The organism is Pseudomonas viridiflava (assembly GCF_003702045.1).
Classification (GTDB): Bacteria; Pseudomonadota; Gammaproteobacteria; order Pseudomonadales; family Pseudomonadaceae; genus Aquipseudomonas; species Aquipseudomonas viridiflava_C.
In genome coordinates, this window is the sequence record NZ_RBTP01000056.1 from 178,471 (window position 1) to 195,137 (window position 16,667).

Annotated in this window: 14 protein-coding genes; 2 read left to right on the top strand and 12 right to left on the bottom strand. The window is 58.2% G+C overall.

Translation table 11 applies throughout. The features are described 5' to 3' along the window. Positions 1 to 57: 57 nt before the first annotated feature. From ALP40_RS17710 to ALP40_RS17755, 10 genes are all read right to left on the bottom strand, one after another. Positions 58 to 1,308 (bottom strand): glycosyltransferase family 4 protein, encoded by a 1,251-nt coding sequence (locus tag ALP40_RS17710; protein ID WP_122209498.1) that lies wholly within the window; start codon positions 1,306 to 1,308, stop codon positions 58 to 60. Then, positions 1,305 to 2,306, bottom strand: coding sequence for a glycosyltransferase (locus ALP40_RS17715; protein WP_122209499.1), 1,002 nt, complete (start codon positions 2,304 to 2,306; stop codon positions 1,305 to 1,307). Before ALP40_RS17715 ends, ALP40_RS17710 begins: the two co-directional genes overlap by 4 nt. A 239-nt stretch (positions 2,307 to 2,545) precedes the next feature. Next, on the bottom strand, positions 2,546 to 3,058 hold the full coding sequence (gene rfaH, locus ALP40_RS17720) for a transcription/translation regulatory transformer protein RfaH (RefSeq protein ID WP_122209500.1): 513 nt from the start codon (positions 3,056 to 3,058) through the stop codon (positions 2,546 to 2,548). Between the two features lie 4 nt (positions 3,059 to 3,062). Continuing rightward, positions 3,063 to 3,851 carry a WbqC family protein gene (locus ALP40_RS17725; protein ID WP_122209501.1) on the bottom strand — a complete coding sequence of 263 codons (789 nt, stop codon included), beginning with the start codon at positions 3,849 to 3,851 and terminating at the stop codon, positions 3,063 to 3,065. A gap of 45 nt (positions 3,852 to 3,896) precedes the next feature. After that, positions 3,897 to 6,113, bottom strand: a complete 2,217-nt coding sequence (locus ALP40_RS17730; protein ID WP_122209502.1) for a polysaccharide biosynthesis tyrosine autokinase — start codon at positions 6,111 to 6,113, stop codon at positions 3,897 to 3,899. Further along, positions 6,114 to 6,566 carry a low molecular weight protein-tyrosine-phosphatase gene (locus ALP40_RS17735; protein ID WP_122209503.1) on the bottom strand — a complete coding sequence of 151 codons (453 nt, stop codon included), beginning with the start codon at positions 6,564 to 6,566 and terminating at the stop codon, positions 6,114 to 6,116. Then, positions 6,556 to 7,491, bottom strand: coding sequence for a glycosyltransferase (locus tag ALP40_RS17740; RefSeq protein ID WP_122209504.1), 936 nt, complete (start codon positions 7,489 to 7,491; stop codon positions 6,556 to 6,558). The genes ALP40_RS17735 and ALP40_RS17740 overlap by 11 nt, the downstream gene beginning before the upstream one ends. A gap of 3 nt (positions 7,492 to 7,494) precedes the next feature. After that, a complete protein-coding gene (locus ALP40_RS17745) occupies positions 7,495 to 9,009 on the bottom strand; it encodes a lipopolysaccharide biosynthesis protein (RefSeq protein WP_122209505.1) in 1,515 nt (504 codons plus the stop codon). Positions 9,010 to 9,014: 5 nt separating this feature from the next. Beyond that, positions 9,015 to 10,136: a DegT/DnrJ/EryC1/StrS aminotransferase family protein gene (locus ALP40_RS17750; protein ID WP_122209506.1), complete on the bottom strand. Its 1,122-nt coding sequence runs from the start codon at positions 10,134 to 10,136 to the stop codon at positions 9,015 to 9,017. A gap of 55 nt (positions 10,137 to 10,191) precedes the next feature. Further along, on the bottom strand, positions 10,192 to 10,983 hold the full coding sequence (locus ALP40_RS17755) for a hypothetical protein (RefSeq protein ID WP_122209507.1): 792 nt from the start codon (positions 10,981 to 10,983) through the stop codon (positions 10,192 to 10,194). Between the two features lie 968 nt (positions 10,984 to 11,951). Here ALP40_RS17755 and ALP40_RS17760 point away from each other — a divergent pair. Together ALP40_RS17760 and ALP40_RS17765 are read left to right on the top strand one after the other, a co-directional pair. Next, entirely contained in the window at positions 11,952 to 13,130 is a 1,179-nt protein-coding gene (locus tag ALP40_RS17760) for a cysteine desulfurase family protein (RefSeq protein ID WP_122209508.1), read from the top strand. 58 nt (positions 13,131 to 13,188) lie between these two features. Continuing rightward, positions 13,189 to 14,997 (top strand): aminopeptidase P family protein, encoded by a 1,809-nt coding sequence (locus tag ALP40_RS17765; RefSeq protein WP_122209509.1) that lies wholly within the window; start codon positions 13,189 to 13,191, stop codon positions 14,995 to 14,997. A 26-nt stretch (positions 14,998 to 15,023) separates the two neighbouring features. Here ALP40_RS17765 and ALP40_RS17770 read toward each other — a convergent pair whose 3' ends face one another. Together ALP40_RS17770 and rhtA are read right to left on the bottom strand one after the other, a co-directional pair. Continuing rightward, positions 15,024 to 15,338 (bottom strand): hypothetical protein, encoded by a 315-nt coding sequence (locus ALP40_RS17770; protein ID WP_122209510.1) that lies wholly within the window; start codon positions 15,336 to 15,338, stop codon positions 15,024 to 15,026. A 172-nt stretch (positions 15,339 to 15,510) separates the two neighbouring features. Next, on the bottom strand, positions 15,511 to 16,398 hold the full coding sequence (gene rhtA / locus ALP40_RS17775; protein WP_122209511.1) for a threonine/homoserine exporter RhtA: 888 nt from the start codon (positions 16,396 to 16,398) through the stop codon (positions 15,511 to 15,513). Positions 16,399 to 16,667 lie beyond the last annotated feature (269 nt).

Here is a 16,667-nt window from a genome sequence, read left to right on the forward strand (position 1 = left end):
TCGCAGTGCTGCCCGGCATGGCTCGGGCCGATGGATGTCACTGCACCGTGATTGGCGTCAAACCGGATTGTACTGGCGTTGCTCAGGCGTCGAGAGGCTGTCCAGCACGGTCTGGGAGAAAATGCTTTCGTACTGATCCAGCATCAGGTCCAGGCTCAGCAGCGACGCCACACTGTTGCGGGCCTGCGCGCTGAGGCGTGCCAGCAGGCGCGGTTGTTGATGCAACTTGAGCATCGCCAGGCCCAGCGAGTCGGGATCATCGGGGCTGCACAGCAGGCCGTTGAGCTGATCCTGAATGATCTCCGTCAATCCGCCCACGCGGCTGGCGATGACCGGGCGCGAATAAGCACAGGCTTCAACGGCCACCATTCCGAACGGTTCGTTCCAGCGCGAGGGCACCACGGCCACATCGATCTGGCGATAGAAGTCCTCGGGCTTCTGATAGCCGACAAAGCTGATATTCGGCGAGCTCACCATTGCCTTGAAGCGCTTTTCATCGTTCAACTGACCGCGTCCGGCGATCTGTAGCGTCGCGTCGAACGGCAGGTGTTGAAACTGATCGATCAGCCAGCCCAGGCCTTTGGGATCTGACAATGTGCCCAAATAGCCGAAACGCAAGGGGGAGGTGCCTGGGGCTTGATCGGACGGGCCGACACCGACGTGGGATACAGCAGCAATCGGCACGGGACTCACGTTGTGAACCACGTAGCCTTTGGCGCCTTTGAAGTAACCCTCGGCCTGCAAGGTATCGAGCATGTAGCGGCTGACGCCGACCACGGTGCTGACCTGTGTCGAGCGTTCGTCATGGCCCTTGCGAAACTGCTTGCACATGACGCACTGGCGCTGGCAGCTATGGCCTTTCTTGAACATGGTGCTGCTAGGGCAGAGCAGGTAAAGATCATGCAGAACCTGCACGATGGGCCGGCCCGACGCGGTGATTTCATCCCAGGCCGATACCGACCAGCCTGTCAGGTTGTGGCACACCACCAGGTCAGGCTGCTCCACCTCCATTACCCGGCTGACGTACTCGCGCATGCCCACGTTGTAGCGGTCCCGCAGGTGCCAGCCCAGGCGGGCCAGACGACCTGGCCGCTGCGCGGTGAAATGCCAGTACAGATTATTCAGCCCCGCACGATAGACCTTGATCTGGTTGACCACCGTCATGTGCAGTCCCGGTTGATCGGTGGTGGCGAGCACCGCAACCTTGTGGCCACGTTGTTGGAGGCCTTCGACGGTACGTTGCAGGATGATTTCCGCACCACCGCCCACATCGGGTGCGTAGAGACTGCTGATAAAAAGAATGTTCATAGCGGGTATGACCTGTTCAAGCCCAGTACGCCGGCCTCGCCATCGTGGATGGCCTGCTCTATCAGGTTCAACCGCTGCCCGGCGTCGCAACGCCTGGCAATCACACGCAGCAGGCAGAAGAACACCCAGCGGTTGAGTCGGTAAAGCACGGGGGACGACGCCCAGATGTTTTTGTCGAACCAGGCCTGATTGCGTGCGGCGTAGTAGGCGCGCAGATCCGAACCGGCCAGCAGGTAGTTTTCGTAGACGTTGCGGGTACGCGCCTTGATGTTCCAGGAGTCTTCCAGATCATCGAGCAGCGCTTCGGGCACCAGATAAATCCGCCCGCCACCGGCGGTTATTCGCCAGGTGTATTCACTGTCATCGGCATACAGCTTCAAGGCTTCCAGCGGCAGGCCGATCTTGATGTACAGACTGCGGTGGGCCAGCAAGCCGCCGTAGGTGGCGAAGGGCAACTGAACGGTCTGCGGTGCGCGTTGACCTACTGGGGGTTTGCCCCAAGGCAAGCGTCTCCAGATTTTGTAAGGCAACTGGGCGATGTGAAAGCCGAAGAAGCTGGACCTGAGCTGCACCGCGAATCGTTGGGGTACGCCTGCCGCGATGTCGGCCTGGTGCGTTGGGCGGAACCCGAGTACGGCGGTCCTGTCCCGGCCATCAATGCGTTCGCGCTGATGAAGATGACGGTGAAGCACTTCGATTGCGTTGATGGTCGGCGCGTTGTCGTCGTCCATCAGCCAGATGTACTCGGCCCCGGCATCCAGAGCGGCCTGGATGCCGACCGAGTAGCCGTGTGCCGATCCGGTGTTGTGTTTAAGCCAGATCACCTCGACCTGCTCGGGCCACTTGCTGCTCAGATCCTGCAACGGCGCGACTGAGGCATTGCTGACAATGATGACTCGCTCGATCAGCGGGCTTTCCAGCGAACGGCTGACCAACGTGTGCAGATAGTTGAAACGATCACCATAGGTGAGCGTCACCAGGGTGGTCCGGTGGGTCATGATCAGGTTCCGGTGTTGTCGTGAGGGGGCTGCCGATGTTCATGGCGTGGGTTGCTGACGGGCACTTGCTCACTGGATGACTGCGATCTCATGCGGAATCTTTGTGGGAGCGGACCGGGCGGCGTTCCGTTTGCCCGCGAATGCTGCATTTCAGTCGATGAGTCTTCGCCGGGTGTGGTGGCCTTTTCGCGGACGAGTCCGCTCCCACGATGTCTGCTGCAAGACCGCGGCGTTTTTGCTCAAGCCCGCGCCTCCATCCGCGTCAGGCTGTTGATAGGCAGGACAACTTTTTGCTGACGTTGCAGCATGTTGAGCAAAATCACCGCACGTTCGGTGCCATCGGTGGCCAGGAAAATGGCCTCGACGTCGCAAAAGCCGCCAGCCTTGATCCGCACCGGCTCGCCCTGGGTGAACACCATCCTTGGCGCAGGGGCTGCCAGGCGTTGGCGAATCTGCTCGATCAACTCGTCGCGCACCGGCGCTGGATGCCCGCCGAAGGTCACGATGCGGGCCACGCCGCGTGTTGAACGGATCGGATACCAATTGTCGTTGACCTGATCCATGCGAATGAACAGGTAGCCCGGAAACAACTCTTCTTCCGTCAGCGCAAGGCCGTTGCGTTTTCGTTCACCCGATCTGAGCGGTCGATAGCACTCGAACTGCTGGCGCTGCAAATGCTCCTCGGCACGCGCTTCCTGTCGGGGTTTGGTTTGAATCAGATACCAGCGGGCAGGGCGTTCGGCTGAATACATGGGCTCACTCCATTGGCAGTTGCGGGGACGGGACGAGCACTGCATCAAAACCGATCCGCATGAAGGGCTCGTTGGCGGCTTCAAGCTCATGGGTGTTGCAATGGTCCAGTAACGCTCGGACCTGCTCGACGCTGTTGAACATCAGTACATCGATGATCGACAGGTCGCTTACAAAAGGCTGTCCAAACTGCGGGTAGCTGATCGGCTGCATCGCAAAGAAGCGCAGCAGCAGGCCGTGACGGGCAAAGTAGTCCCGGTCATAAAGTTGCATCCCGCCCAGCGGGTTGAGCACCGAGCTGGCGGACAGCGCATGGGCCACCTGAATAACACGGTCCTGCTTGTCTTTGCCGTGTGTAATCTTCAGGTCGGACCCGCGCACGATCGGGGTATCGATCAGCAGGTACACGCACAATTCGCGCAGGCTGTTTTCCACATACCGCGCCAGGTTCTGTTGCGGATGCTGAATCAGCCGCTCCAGCAGGGGCATCACCTGTTTGAAGTACGGCGCCTTGCGGTAATTCTGGGCAAGATTATTGATCAAGCGAGTGGCTTCTTCGGGAAAGTGGTCGGCCAGACTGCGTTGCATGATCGACAGCTCGAAGTGGTCTTTTTTCAGCGGGAAGGTGATCAGCCTCGCCTGGCCGTTGCTCAGGATCCGGTTTCGATTCACCCAGCCACCGCGGATGTACTGCAAGTCGTCACCCAGGACGAATACATCAGCGGCGGCAATGAGCTGGAAGTAGCCCAGATAGGGGAACAGATAGGGCTGCATCATTGCTACGGTTCTGGCCATGATTAATTCCTTTTAAGGCGTGAAGGCGAGCGTCGTCGGTTTGGGTCATTTGTTGACGGGGTGATAGTTGTAGCCGTAGGTCGCGCAGTCGTACTCGGACGTGGTGGCCTTGCGCACGACGGCGTTGAAAATGGCGCCCTTGATCAGGATTCCGTTCTGGCCGAGCCTGCGCTTGCAGGCTTCGACTTCCTTGAGCGTGGTCACGCCGAAACGCGCCACCAGCAGGCAGGTGCCCGCCTGACGACCGACCAGCGTGGCATCGGTCACCGCCAGGATGGGCGGGGTGTCCACCAGGATCAGGTCGTACATAGGCGACAGCTCGGTGAGCATCTTGTTGAAGTTGTCATGCATCAGCAGCTCGGACGGGTTGGGCGCTGCAAAACCACAGGAGATGAAATCCAGATGGCGAATCGGGGTGTGGTTGATCACCTCGGTGCATTTCAGGCGAGCTGCCAGCGTGTCGGAAAGACCATGCTTGGGTTGCAGGCCGAAGATGCGGTGCAGGTAGCCTTTGCGCATGTCGGCGTCGATCAGCAGCACCCGCTTGCCGGTCTGGGCGATGATGGCCGCCAGGTTGCTGGACACGAACGACTTGCCCGCGCCCGGGGAAGGGCTGGAAATCATCAGCACGTTATTGCGCGCTTCGAGCATGGCGAAGTGCAGGCTGGTGCGCAGACTGCGCAGGGATTCGATGGCCAGTTCGTTAGGCGCTGCAATACTTAGCAGCCTCGATTCCTTCGACGCTCCAGCCCCTTTCACGGTTTTCTCCAGACGGTCTTGCTGGCGCGAGTAGGGCAGCGATGCATACACCGGCATGCCACTGTTTTCGATGACCTCGGCGCTTTCCACGCCGCGGTAGAACGCCTGGCGGATGAAAATGATGGTCACCGCCACCAGTGCCCCGACCAATGTGGCCAGCAACACGACGAGGGTTTTCATCGGCTTGACCGGTTTCTCGACATTGGTGTCGGCGTTGTCGATGACGCGTACGTTGCCGATGCTGCCAGCACGCAGAATGTCCTGTTCCTGGCTCTTGTTGAGCATCAGCGTGTACGTCTGGCTGGTGACCTGCATGTCGCGGGTCAGGCGCAGCAATTCCTGTTGTGTCATCGGCAAGGCTTCGATCTTTTTCAGCAAGCCCTGTTTCTGCTGCTCAAGCTGACTCATCTGGCTCATCAGGCTGCGGTAGGTCGGATGCTCTTGGGTGTAGAGCCGCTCGATCTCGACGCGCTTGAGCTTGAGCTCCGACAGCATGGAGTCCAGCTTGACCACCTGATCCAGTACACCTTTGGTTTCAATACTCAAGTCGACCGATTTGGCACTGGTCTGGAAATTGTTCAGCGCGACTTCGGATTCTTCCAGCTGCTTGCGCACCATTGGCAACTGCGAGCGCAGGAATTGCAGCCGTTGAGCGGCTTCAGCCGAACTGCGTTCGACGTTCTGGCGCACGTAAAGATGGCTGACTTCATCCAGAATCCTGTTGGCTTTGTCGGGGTCTTGATCTTCGATGGACATGTAAATGATCCCCGAGTCCTTGCCGGCTTCAGTGATCTTCAGGCGGTTCTGGTAGAGCAGCGCGGAGGTCAGGGTCCGCTGGCGCGAAACGGTGAACTCGGTGCCGGGATGAGCTTGCAGGGCGGCAACCTGAATCTTCACGCCATTGCCTTCGACGACCCGGTTGATGGCACCGCTGAGCAATAGGTTGTGGTCGCTGTCGTAGAGTGAAAACTGACCGGGCTTGCCCGCGGCCAACGTCAGTTTTTCGCCCAGTAGCGCCTCGGGCACGTCCAGTTGAAATACGTCGATTTTTTCTCCGCCCCACGCGTACTGGGTCAGGCCGAACAAAGGCTCGGCCAGAGCGCCTTCGTATTCGGGTTCAAAGGTGCGATAGAGGTAGGGGCCGATGACCGGAAAGAAATCGGGTGTTTGCACCAGGTTCAGTTTCAGGTCATCCACCACTTTGCCGAGCAGGGCACGGGACTTGATCAGCTCGATTTCAGTGGTGGCCTGAGACACCGACGATGGCTTGTTATTGACCTCGGGCGTGCCTTCGATGCCGACTTTCTTGGGTTCGATCTGAATCATCGCGCTGGCCTGAAAGACCGGCGTGGCCAGAATGGCGTAGGCAAGTCCCGAAAGAAAAAACAGGCTGACGGTCCAGATGATCAAGGCTTTGTGATCGAACAACATGCGCAAGATAGTTGCCAAATCGACCCGGGTGTCCTGGTAGTAGTCCAGGGAAGGACGGTTCATGACGGTCATTTATCTTGTTTCTCCTGACTGAAGATGGGGAAGCCAGTCATCGATGCATCGCGAGAGATGCTGATAGGTCTGTTCAAAGGCTGACTTGGGGCGTCGATAGGGGTCTGCGATTTCCAGCGTGTGCTGCCATTTGCCCATCAGGAACGTTCTGCCGCGTACCTCTGGGGCGAGCTTGAGAATGCGCGCAAAGTGGGCCTGTTCCATCAGCAGGATCAGGTCTGCCTGATGCAGCAAATGGCGGTTGACCTGCCGCGCTTCATGGCGGCGCGTGGGGACGTCATGCGACTGCAGGACCGCCTTGGCCAATGGGTCAATTGGCGAGCCGGACAGTGCGGCCAGGCCTGCCGACTGAATGCGCACATCCGGTGCCGCCAGGCGATGTCGCAACAGCGCCACCGCCATCGGGCTGCGGCAGATATTGCCAACGCACACCACGAGCACGTTACTGAACATGGGCTTTGCCGGTGACAGGCCAGAACCGTTTGCTCAGGTTGACGGCGAAATTGCGCGCCACCATCAACAGCGTCTGTAGCTTGTGCCGAGGCGCCAACGCCGACAGCGACAGGCAGACCATCTGCATCAGAAAATGCTCGTACAGCGCCTCGTTGCCCAGCCGGTTGTAGTAGTTGGCCAGACTCGAACAGGTCTGCAGGCTCATGTGCAGCTTGCGCTTGTCGCTGCGCATCGAAAAAACCCCGCCAGGGTGCAAGCGGTAGGCTGCCGGCTTGATCTCGGCGATGAACTTGCCTTTGCCGTATGCGCCCAGCAGCGACCACCAGCACAGGTCGTTCAAGGGCGCGATACGGATATGCAATTCGGGCGGCATGGCGCTGAACACGTTGCGAAAACAGGTGGTCAGGGTCGAGATGCGTCGCGCCTTTTGCAGCTCCAGGCTGCTGGCGTCGGCGCGCAGATCGCCTTGCAACTGAATGCCGTATTGGCCGTTCTCGTCGAAGGCGAACGCGTCGTGATAAGTGATGACGTAGTCAGGGTGGCTTTCAAGGAAGTCCACCTGCAATTGGAGCTTGCGCGGGTCGGTCCAGTAATCGTCCGCTTCGCAGTAAGCGATGTAGCGCCCGCGTGCCTTGGCGAAGAGGTTCGGTACGCAGGGAATGCCCTGGCTGTACTGGTTGATCTGTTGGTAGAACGGCCGAATGATCGCAGGATAGCGTTCGGTGTACTGGGCAATGATGCGTGCCGTGCCGTCCGTTGAGGCATCGTCATGCACCAGGATCTCGAAACTGAACGTGGTTTGCTGCGACAGGAATCCGTCCAGTGTCTGAGCGATGAACGCTTCCTGATTGTAGGCCGGGCAAACGATGCTCAGCAGGGGGGGCTCCGGGCGTGACGTGCCGGCGGTGTTTGCAGTGACATCCATGGCTCATGTACTCGGTTTGCTGAACAAGATGTAAATCTTCAACGCCAGTGGCTTGTCGCTCGCCGCCACCAGCGCCAGGGTGATGAAACCCGTGGCCGCCAGGGCCAGAAACAGACGGGTGCGGCTCTGGTCGGCGATCAGGGAAAACACCGGCTCGCTGACGAACAGGCCGACGGCGGTCATCGCACTGATGCGCAGGATGTCGCGCAGCCAGTGACCATGAATGCCCGGGGCCAGATGCTGGTGAACGATCATTGGCCAGATGGCGAACGACACGGCCCGCAGAAAGAACCAGGCCAGCGCGGCGCCGTAGACGCCCTGATAGTGGATAGCCAGAAACAGGGTCGGCACGGTGATGACCGCCGAGACCACGCTGTACCAGAGGTGCAGGTGCATCTGGCCGTAGGCGTATTGCAGGTAGAACTGGAAAGCGCTGGCGGCCATGATTGCGCTGCCCAGTGCGTACCAGCCGAGAATCGGACGGCTCCAGCAAGCGGCGTCGATATCGCCCGTCCAGGCCAGAATCAAGGGCTCTGCATGTAGCGCAATGACCGCCGCCAGTGGAAACAGGAAGGTGCAGACGAAACGGTTGGCCGCCAGAAACAAGGCATGCATGTCATCGCGTCGTCCTTCGGCCATCAGCACGGTCATGCGGGGCAGCAGCGTCTGAACCAACGGATTGGTCAGCATCATGATGCCGGTGGTCATCAACGCAACCAGCGAGAAATAACCGTACTGATCCAGCGGCAACAGACGGGACAGTAATGCCTTGTCCATCTGGGTCAGCACAATCCACAGCACCGCGCTGATAGACATGCTCGCCGCGAACGGCAGGATTGGCCTGACCAGTTGCCAGTCGAAGCCGGTTGACCAGCGTTCAACCGGCATCTGCTGCCAGGCCCGAATCGCAAAGACCAGTGTCTCGATCAGTCCGACCGCCGCCTGAAATTCGAAGAAGTCCTGAGGGTCCTGGGAAAACTGACTGACCAGCACCAGGCCGCCGACGTAGCGCAGGGTGGCAATCGACACGTTCACCGCGTTCAGCCAGCCATGCTGTTCAAGGCCTTGGATGCCGCTTTTATACAGGGTCGAATACAGGCGCAGCGCGATCACGATGCCCATCAGTCCAATGCAACTGACCAGTGTCTGCGGGCCCAGCGTGTTGGCGTTGAGCCAGTGGGTAGCGATCCAGGGACTGACGAAGTAAATCGTGGTAATGCTGACGATCGCCATTGGCAGAAATATCAACTCGAACGAACGCAGCAGACGGCCAGCGTTATGCCCGCCGGGCTGCGCACCTTGTCCGTGTGCCACGGCACGTACCAGACTGGGAGACAGGCCGGCGTCAAGCAGTTGCAGCCACGCTTGCAGGACCGTGAAAAAACCGATCAGGCCGTAGACTTCCGCGCCCAGATGGCCCAGATAGAAGGGCAGGATCAGAATCCCGACCAGCAACACGTAGGCCTGGCCAATGTAGTTCAGGGCGGTATTGCGAATCACAGACCGTTTGTTTGACATGGCGATCAAATGACCTGAGCGATGGCAGGGCTTTGGTAGCTCGCGGGCTCGAGGCTGCACGCTTCGAGCAGGGTTTGAATGACGCGGTCCTGATCGTCCTTCGGCAGTCCCGGGTAAATCGGCAGGCACAGCACGCGCTCGCTCAAGGCGCGGGACACCGGTTGCCCGGGCTGAGGCTGAAGGTATTCGAGGGTGTCCAGCGAGGGGTAGAAGTAGCGTCGCGGATTGATCTGCCGCAGGTTCAGCGCTGCCCGAACGTCCAGCAGCGCCTGTTCGTCACGCAGTCCTATCGGGTAATAGCTGTGATTGAGTTCGCTGTCGGCCTGGTGCTCTTGCAGGTCCAGATAGTTCTCCAGCCGAGCGGTATAACGGTGGGCAATCTCGGCGCGCTCTTCAAGAATGTTCTCGATGTTGTCCAGAATGCACAGGCCCATCGCGGCCGAGAACTCGTTGAGCTTGGCGTTGATGCCGATGCCATTGATCTTGTCTACATCGGCAATGCCAAAGTTGCACAGCAGATAAGCGCGTCGGGCAAGCTCATCGTCATTGGTGATGATCGCGCCGCCTTCTATGGTGTGAAACAACTTGGTGGCATGGAAACTGAGCGTGCTGACATCACCCCGATTGAGAATTGATTGACCGGCGTGACGCACGGCAAATGCGTGGGCGCCGTCGTAGACCACCTTGAGGTTGTGTTTACGCGCGATCTGGTCGATGGCGTCTACGTCACAGGGGTTGCCGAATACGTGGGTGCCGACGATGGCTGTGGTGTCCGGCGCAATAGCGCTTTCAATCTTGCGGGGCGAGATATTCCAGGTGCCCGGATCGATATCGGCAAAGACCGGCCGAATGCCTTCCCATTGCAGGGAACTGCTGGTCGCGACAAAACTGAAGGGTGTCGTCACTGCGCTGCCAGTCAGGCCCAAGGCGCGATACGCCACTTGCAGGGCTAGGGTGCCGTTGTTGGTCAGGACGATGTGCCGGACCCCCAGATAATCCTTGAGTCTGTTTTCAAGCTCACCCGCCAACGGACCATGATTGGTCAGCCAGCCGCGTGCGTAGATCCCCTCGACATACCGCTTGAATTTGTCGATATCACCCAGATAAGTTTTGGTCACGTTAATCATCGAAGCCTCCATGTTTCTGTGGATCAGGTCTTGCCGAGTGGATTCAGAGCGTTGGCTACGACGGTTGAATGTTGTTCTTCGAAGGCGTAACGCTGGTGCGTGCGCTGTTTCGCTGAGCCCGGCGTTGAGTCTTGTCGAGAATCAGGCGAGTCACGCGACCGCCACTGTGGGGGTCGCCGAAGTGGAAAATCGCCGTGGCGCGTTTCAGTCCGGGGCTACACGCCTGATTGGCATGCAGCGTGCGGTAGCCCCAGAACAGATAAATGTCGCCGGGTTGCAACTTGAGCACCTTCGGTTTGAGCCACTCGTGCTTGATGGCCATCCGCATGACCCAGCGACTGATGCGGTTTTGCAGCAGCGACTTCTCGATGAGATTCAGGGCGACGTGGTGACGCACGTTGCGCATATTGGGGAACAGCATCAGGTCGCCACATTCCTCACCGTCCACCGGGATGTAGATAGGAATCAGCGCAGTCACCAGGCTCGCGTCATAGTGGAAACAATTGGACTCGCGCAGGCCTTGTTCGCCCTGTACGCAGCGCAACACCGGGAAAATCTGGTCGCTGATACTTGTCTGATGGGCTCCGTGCTGGTAAAGCATCCCCATCAGCTGTTTGAACTCGGGCGCTGACCAAAGACTGGCCAACAGGCTTTCGCCCAAGGCGGTTTCACCGTGATAAGCAAAGTATTCGCCGGGGTGCTGTAATGCTTGTCGGTCGGTGAAGGCTCGTAACTGCTCCAGATCATGGTCAGTCAGTACGTTGTTCAAGCGGGCAAAGCCGTGGGCGTCCATGTCGTCAGCCAGGCATTTAATATGTTGCTCAGTGAAATCGGGTAGACAGGGCATTCGGTGGCACCTCAGGTTCAGGGGAGGCGAACAACCAACTGCATATAACTGGCTGATAAGTGAAAAAACGGTCTATCGGGCACGCTACCGCCCGAATCTTGCGATCCATGCTCTTTACATCTATCCGATGGCGGCCCACGCGCTGTTTTTCGATCTCACGTCGAGCGACACATTGTTTCAGTCAATGCTACCGCCCCACCGAACGCGTTCAGTCAATTCAAGATTTTTAGGAGTCAACAAACATCCAACAGCGCAGACAAGGCACTGAGGAAACAACTAACTTCGTGGGCAGAACGGCACATAACAACAGTGTGACAACCTTCAGCGCAGTGCACTGTGGCAGTGGCGTACAAACCAGAAGGCGTCTGACAGTGCTATATATTGGTAGCGTCAGCGGTTCTGTCAAATTATTTCGTCAGCTTTCTGTTAAATTTTTGATAAATGGCTTCGTTTAATAATTAAGTCATTGATTTTATAGAGCGTCAAAAAACCAACCTTATGGTGAGTCTGCGAATTGACAGCTTTTAGGTGTGCTGACAGGGCGTTGTTTGTGTCAGTGTTTGATCGAAGACTGGCTCAAATGAATCACTGTTGGTTGTTACAGCTAGGCATTAACCGAAAGCGTTCTTACGATCGGGTCGCGCTTGGGCCGTCGATGTATACGATCAAGTGGGACGTTTTATCGAGTTGATGGATGCGATGGCCTGCTGTACTTCGTCGAACCGACGAGTCCTATCAGATCCTTCGGACCGACGGTTAAGCCGCATGGGTCCTTGTGAGGCGCGATCGAACCTTTGCATGATCACGAGATGACTGACGCATATTCAAAAATGAAATATATAAATACCAATTGATAATTTTTGGTTCTATGTGGATTCATGCATGATGACCTCATAGGTCTGTTCTCGATGATCCCGCGGTAGCGCGGTTATTCGATTGAGCAGGCCACGCCAGTCAGAGGAATAGTCATGAGTGAGTCAGCACTGTATTTCGATTACGCCGCCACCACGCCTGTGGACGAGCGTGTCATCAAGGTGATGGTCGATTGCCTCGGCCTGTCGGGCAATTTCGGAAACCCCGCGTCCAGTTCTCATCACTTCGGAAAGAGCGCTCGCGTGGCGGTCGAAAATGCCCGCCAACAGGTTGCAGGGCTGGTGGGGGCTCGGCCGGCTCAGCTCATCTGGACATCCGGCGCAACAGAGTCGAACAATCTGGCCCTCAAGGGGGTGGCCGAAGAGCGGGCTAAGCGTCTGGGCAGGACAGGTGGTCACATCATCACCAGCCAGATCGAACACAAGGCGGTTCTTGATACCGCACAACAACTCCAGGCAAACGGCTACAGAGTCACTTACCTTGCACCGGACGCCGACGGGCTGATCAGCGCCGATGCTGTGAGTGCTGCATTGCGAGAGGACACGTTCCTGGTGTCGCTGATGCTGGTCAATAATGAGCTGGGAACCCTCACCGATGTGGCTGAAATCGGTCGCCGGGTTCGTGGTCACGGTGCATTGTTGCATGTCGACGCGGCGCAGGCTGCAGGCAAGGTGAGCATTGATTTGAGCACGCTTGCGGTGGACTTGATGTCGTTTTCGGCCCACAAGGTTTACGGTCCGAAGGGCATCGGCGCGTTGTATGTCGGTCCTCGGGCTGAACAGCGAATAAAGGCACAGATACACGGTGGAGGGCATGAGTGCGGCCTACGGTCCGGCACGTTGGCCACCCATCAGATTGCTGGCATGGGGGCGGCCTTTGCGCTGGCTGGCGAGGCGTTCGAGGCAGAGACCGCTGACATGGCGCGCCTGAACCGTTTGCTCGTTGATCAACTGCAAGGCATTGGCGGTTTGTGTATCAATGGAAGTCCTGCCAACCGGATTGCCCATACGCTGAGCCTAACGTTCCGCAACGATGATTTACATGTGGCCGCCTTGGGCCAACAACTGGCGTTTTCCTCGACCTCAGCGTGCAATTCAGCGAAGAATACGCCGTCTCATGTCCTTCTCGCATTGGGTCACAGTGCGCAGGCAGCCAGCCAGACCATCCGTCTCAGTCTGGGGCGCTTCACCCGAGAGCAGGATATTCGTCACGCCGCCGAGGCGATTCGTGCAAGCGTGATACAGCCTGCCTTCTGGGCAGTTGCTCAGTCTTGATGAGTGCTCCATTATCTGACCGGTCATAGCCGCCTATTTTCGGTCAGCAGGAGAACTAATGAGCACGCAAGTCAGCGCCAGCAACACCGTGACAGAACGATTGGCGCAGACACGCGCCTTGATGAGCAGGGAGCACATCGATGCCTATCTGGTGCCGTCGGCCGACCCGCATCTCTCCGAGTACTTGCCCGGCTATTGGCAAGGGCGCCAGTGGCTGTCCGGCTTTCATGGGTCGGTTGGGACTCTGATCATCACTCAGACCTTTGCCGGGGTCTGGGCTGACAGTCGTTACTGGGAACAGGCGACCAAGGAGCTGGCAGGCAGCGGTATCGAACTGGTCAAGCTGATCCCGGGTCAACAGGGGCCGCTGGAATGGCTCGCGGACCAGGCATCTGCCAATACGGTGGTTGCCGTCGACGGGGCAGTACTGGCCGTGGCGTCGTCCCGGACGCTGGCGAGCAAACTGTATGCACGTGGAGCCAGGCTGCGCACTGATATCGACCTGCTCATCGAACTCTGGCACGACCGACCGGCGCTGCCCGTCAACCCCGTCTACGAGCACCTGCCGCCGCAGGCCTCCGTGTCTCGCCGCGACAAGCTGAACCTTGTTCGCAGTGACATGCACGAACGGGGAGCAGATTGGCACTTCGTTCCGACACTGGATGACATCGCCTGGCTGTTCAATCTGCGTGGCTCTGATGTCTCTTACAACCCTGTGTTCATCTCGTTTGCCCTGATCGGGCCCCAGAGCGTCACGCTGTTCGTTGACGCGAAGAAGGTCAGCGCCGATGTGCGTCGCAGCCTGGAGCACGATGGCGTCAACCTGATGGAGTACACGCAGATCGGTGCAGCGCTGCGAGAGTTACCCAAGTCCGCACGCCTGCTGGTCGACCCTGCGCGCGTCACCTGTGGGTTGCTCGATTACCTGGACAGCGAGGTCACGCTGGTTGAAGGCCTGAATCCGAGCACGCTGTTGAAATCGCGCAAGAGCGAGTCCGACACGGTTCACATTCGTCAGGCGATGGAACAGGACGGCGCGGCGCTTTGTGAGTTCTTCGCCTGGCTGGACAGCGCATTGGGACAGCAGCCCGTCAGCGAGCTGATCATCGATGAAAAACTGACGGCGGCGCGTGAACGACGTCCAGGTTATGTGTCTGCGAGTTTCGCGACCATTGCCGGTTTCAATGCCAACGGTGCGATGCCGCATTACCGGGCCACCGAAGCCGAACACGCCCAGATCGAGGGCGATGGCTTGTTGCTGATCGACTCAGGCGGGCAATACTTGGGCGGCACCACAGACATCACCCGGATGGTTGCGATAGGGACGCCGTCGGCTGAGCAGAAACAGGATTGCGCTCGGGTTCTCAAAGGTGTCATCGCCCTTTCACGCACGCATTTTCCGAAAGGCATCCAATCGCCTTTACTGGATGCGATCGCGCGCGCGCCGCTGTGGACCGAAGGCGTCAATTACGGGCATGGCACCGGTCACGGCGTGGGTTATTTCCTGAATGTGCATGAGGGGCCGCAAGTCATTGCCTATCAGGCCCCGGCGACGCCACAGACGGCGATGCTTGCGGGCATGATTACTTCAATCGAGCCGGGCACATACAGACCGGGCCGATGGGGGGTGCGTATCGAGAACCTGGTGATCAATCAGGAAGCGGGGAAAACCGAGTTTGGAGAGTTCCTGAGATTTGAAACCTTGACGCTGTGCCCGATCGACACGCGATGCATCGAGCTTTCGATGCTGGGGCAGGAGGAGCGACAGTGGTTGAACGACTACCACACGCACGTCAATCAGCGGTTGAGTCCGCTGCTGGACGGTGTTGCGCTGCAGTGGCTGCAGGCCCGGACCGTCGCAATCTGATCATCGGGCGGTTGCCGCTTCCTTGCTCAGGGTTGCGGCAACTGACTGTTCAGCGACGAGCCTTTTTTGCAGACGATGATCATGCTGCGGCTGGTGTAGCCAGCGGGGTTTATCCCGAACAGGTAATCGTCCGGATCTTCCTGTGCATCGCCTGATTTGGCAATCACCCTGAACGTCTTCGAAGCACAGGCATTGGTCGCCAGCTCATAACACCTGTCCCACGATGATGACAGCCCGGAGCAGTTGATATGGATGCCGCGTTTGGTTTGCTTGACCGGTTTGGAGGTCGCTGCACAACCCGCCACGGCCAGCACGGCCAGTGCAATAAAGATGTATTTCATTCCTGTCCTTGAGCAACCCATTACTTGAACGCCTTACGTGCCGCAGTCTCTTGTTACCCGTTACAGGTGTAATACACGGACTGAATCTCGAAATCGAGAGGGCGATGGACTAAACATGGCTCATGCGCGTGACAAATACCAGTGTCTTGTTACGTCTTTGCGGGAAACGATCTCAGTCAACGGGCACGATCTGCGGTTTTGCCGGTGCCGAACCCAACGTCGCGCCGATGGACGCTACGATGATCGCGGCGATGGCCAGCCATTGAGTGAGCGACAGGTCCTCATGGAGAAAGATCAAACCCGAAAGCGCTGCAAAAACGGGCTCCAGGCTGGCAAGCGTGCCAAAGGTGCGGGCCGACATTCTGGTCAGTGCAACCATTTCAAGGCTGTAGGGCAGGGCAGTCGACAGAACGGCCACGCCCAACGCTGCTGGAATCAGTGAGACATCCAGCAGGGCTGCACCAGCATGCACCACACCGATAGGCGCTATGAAGACCGCGGCAATCGTGACACCCAGTGCAGCAGTCTGCACGCCATTGTCGGCTCCGGCCTTTTGTCCAAATAGAATGTAGGCGGCCCAGCAGACGCCAGCTCCCAGCGCATAGAGAGCACCCACTACGTCAATGCTTGCGGTTGAATGTCCAAACGGGATCAGCAGCAAAAGGCCGAGCACCGCCAGCGCTACCCAGACGAAATCGATCACCTTGCGCGATGACCACAGAGCAACGGCCAGCGGACCTGTGAACTCAAGTGCGACGGCGATGCCAAGCGGGACCGTCTGCAATGACATATAGAAGAGCATGTTCATGCTGCCCAGCGAGATGCCATAAAGCATGACCGTACGCAGCGACCTGGCCGACAGCCGCGCACGCCAGGGACGCAGAACCAGAAGCAGGATCAAGCTGGCAAAGATGAGACGTAGGGCAGTCGTTCCTGGTGCGCCAATCACCGGGAACAGGCTTTTGGCCAACGATGCGCCGCTCTGGATCGAAATCATCGCGATGACCAGCAGCCCTAAAGGAAACATGAGGGCGGCGATGGTGTTGGGTTTGGCAGACATTTGAGTAACGCGTCCTGAACTGGGCGGAGTGAGCGTCTATATGATGCGGAATAAAAGGTGGCTGAGCAATATATTGCGCAAGTATGCGGGTTCTTCTATACAAGGATGGGGCGCGAGATTGATTTCATCGAATTTGAAAATAACTGTTGACGCGCTCGTTGAGGTGTCTATAATTCGCCCCACTTCCGGCGCAGACGGAAACGAAAAAGCCTTGAGATTCAATGAGTTACAAGGGTTTATCGGATGAGGTCAGCGAGGAAGGAGGTCGA

What these genes read in the sequence shown, in the direction of transcription:
- ALP40_RS17745 (WP_122209505.1), bottom strand. Translation starts at nt 9,009, where the DNA reads ATGTCAAACAAACGGTCTGTGATTCGCAATACCGCCCTGAACTACATT.
- rhtA (WP_122209511.1), bottom strand. Translation starts at nt 16,398, where the DNA reads ATGTCTGCCAAACCCAACACCATCGCCGCCCTCATGTTTCCTTTAGGG.
- ALP40_RS17715 (WP_122209499.1), bottom strand. Translation starts at nt 2,306, where the DNA reads ATGACCCACCGGACCACCCTGGTGACGCTCACCTATGGTGATCGTTTC.
- ALP40_RS17740 (WP_122209504.1), bottom strand. Translation starts at nt 7,491, where the DNA reads ATGGATGTCACTGCAAACACCGCCGGCACGTCACGCCCGGAGCCCCCC.
- ALP40_RS17710 (WP_122209498.1), bottom strand. Translation starts at nt 1,308, where the DNA reads ATGAACATTCTTTTTATCAGCAGTCTCTACGCACCCGATGTGGGCGGT.
- ALP40_RS17730 (WP_122209502.1), bottom strand. Translation starts at nt 6,113, where the DNA reads ATGACCGTCATGAACCGTCCTTCCCTGGACTACTACCAGGACACCCGG.
- ALP40_RS17735 (WP_122209503.1), bottom strand. Translation starts at nt 6,566, where the DNA reads ATGTTCAGTAACGTGCTCGTGGTGTGCGTTGGCAATATCTGCCGCAGC.
- ALP40_RS17755 (WP_122209507.1), bottom strand. Translation starts at nt 10,983, where the DNA reads ATGCCCTGTCTACCCGATTTCACTGAGCAACATATTAAATGCCTGGCT.
- rfaH (WP_122209500.1), bottom strand. Translation starts at nt 3,058, where the DNA reads ATGTATTCAGCCGAACGCCCTGCCCGCTGGTATCTGATTCAAACCAAA.
- ALP40_RS17770 (WP_122209510.1), bottom strand. Translation starts at nt 15,338, where the DNA reads ATGAAATACATCTTTATTGCACTGGCCGTGCTGGCCGTGGCGGGTTGT.
- ALP40_RS17765 (WP_122209509.1), top strand. Translation starts at nt 13,189, where the DNA reads ATGAGCACGCAAGTCAGCGCCAGCAACACCGTGACAGAACGATTGGCG.
- ALP40_RS17750 (WP_122209506.1), bottom strand. Translation starts at nt 10,136, where the DNA reads ATGATTAACGTGACCAAAACTTATCTGGGTGATATCGACAAATTCAAG.
- ALP40_RS17725 (WP_122209501.1), bottom strand. Translation starts at nt 3,851, where the DNA reads ATGGCCAGAACCGTAGCAATGATGCAGCCCTATCTGTTCCCCTATCTG.
- ALP40_RS17760 (WP_122209508.1), top strand. Translation starts at nt 11,952, where the DNA reads ATGAGTGAGTCAGCACTGTATTTCGATTACGCCGCCACCACGCCTGTG.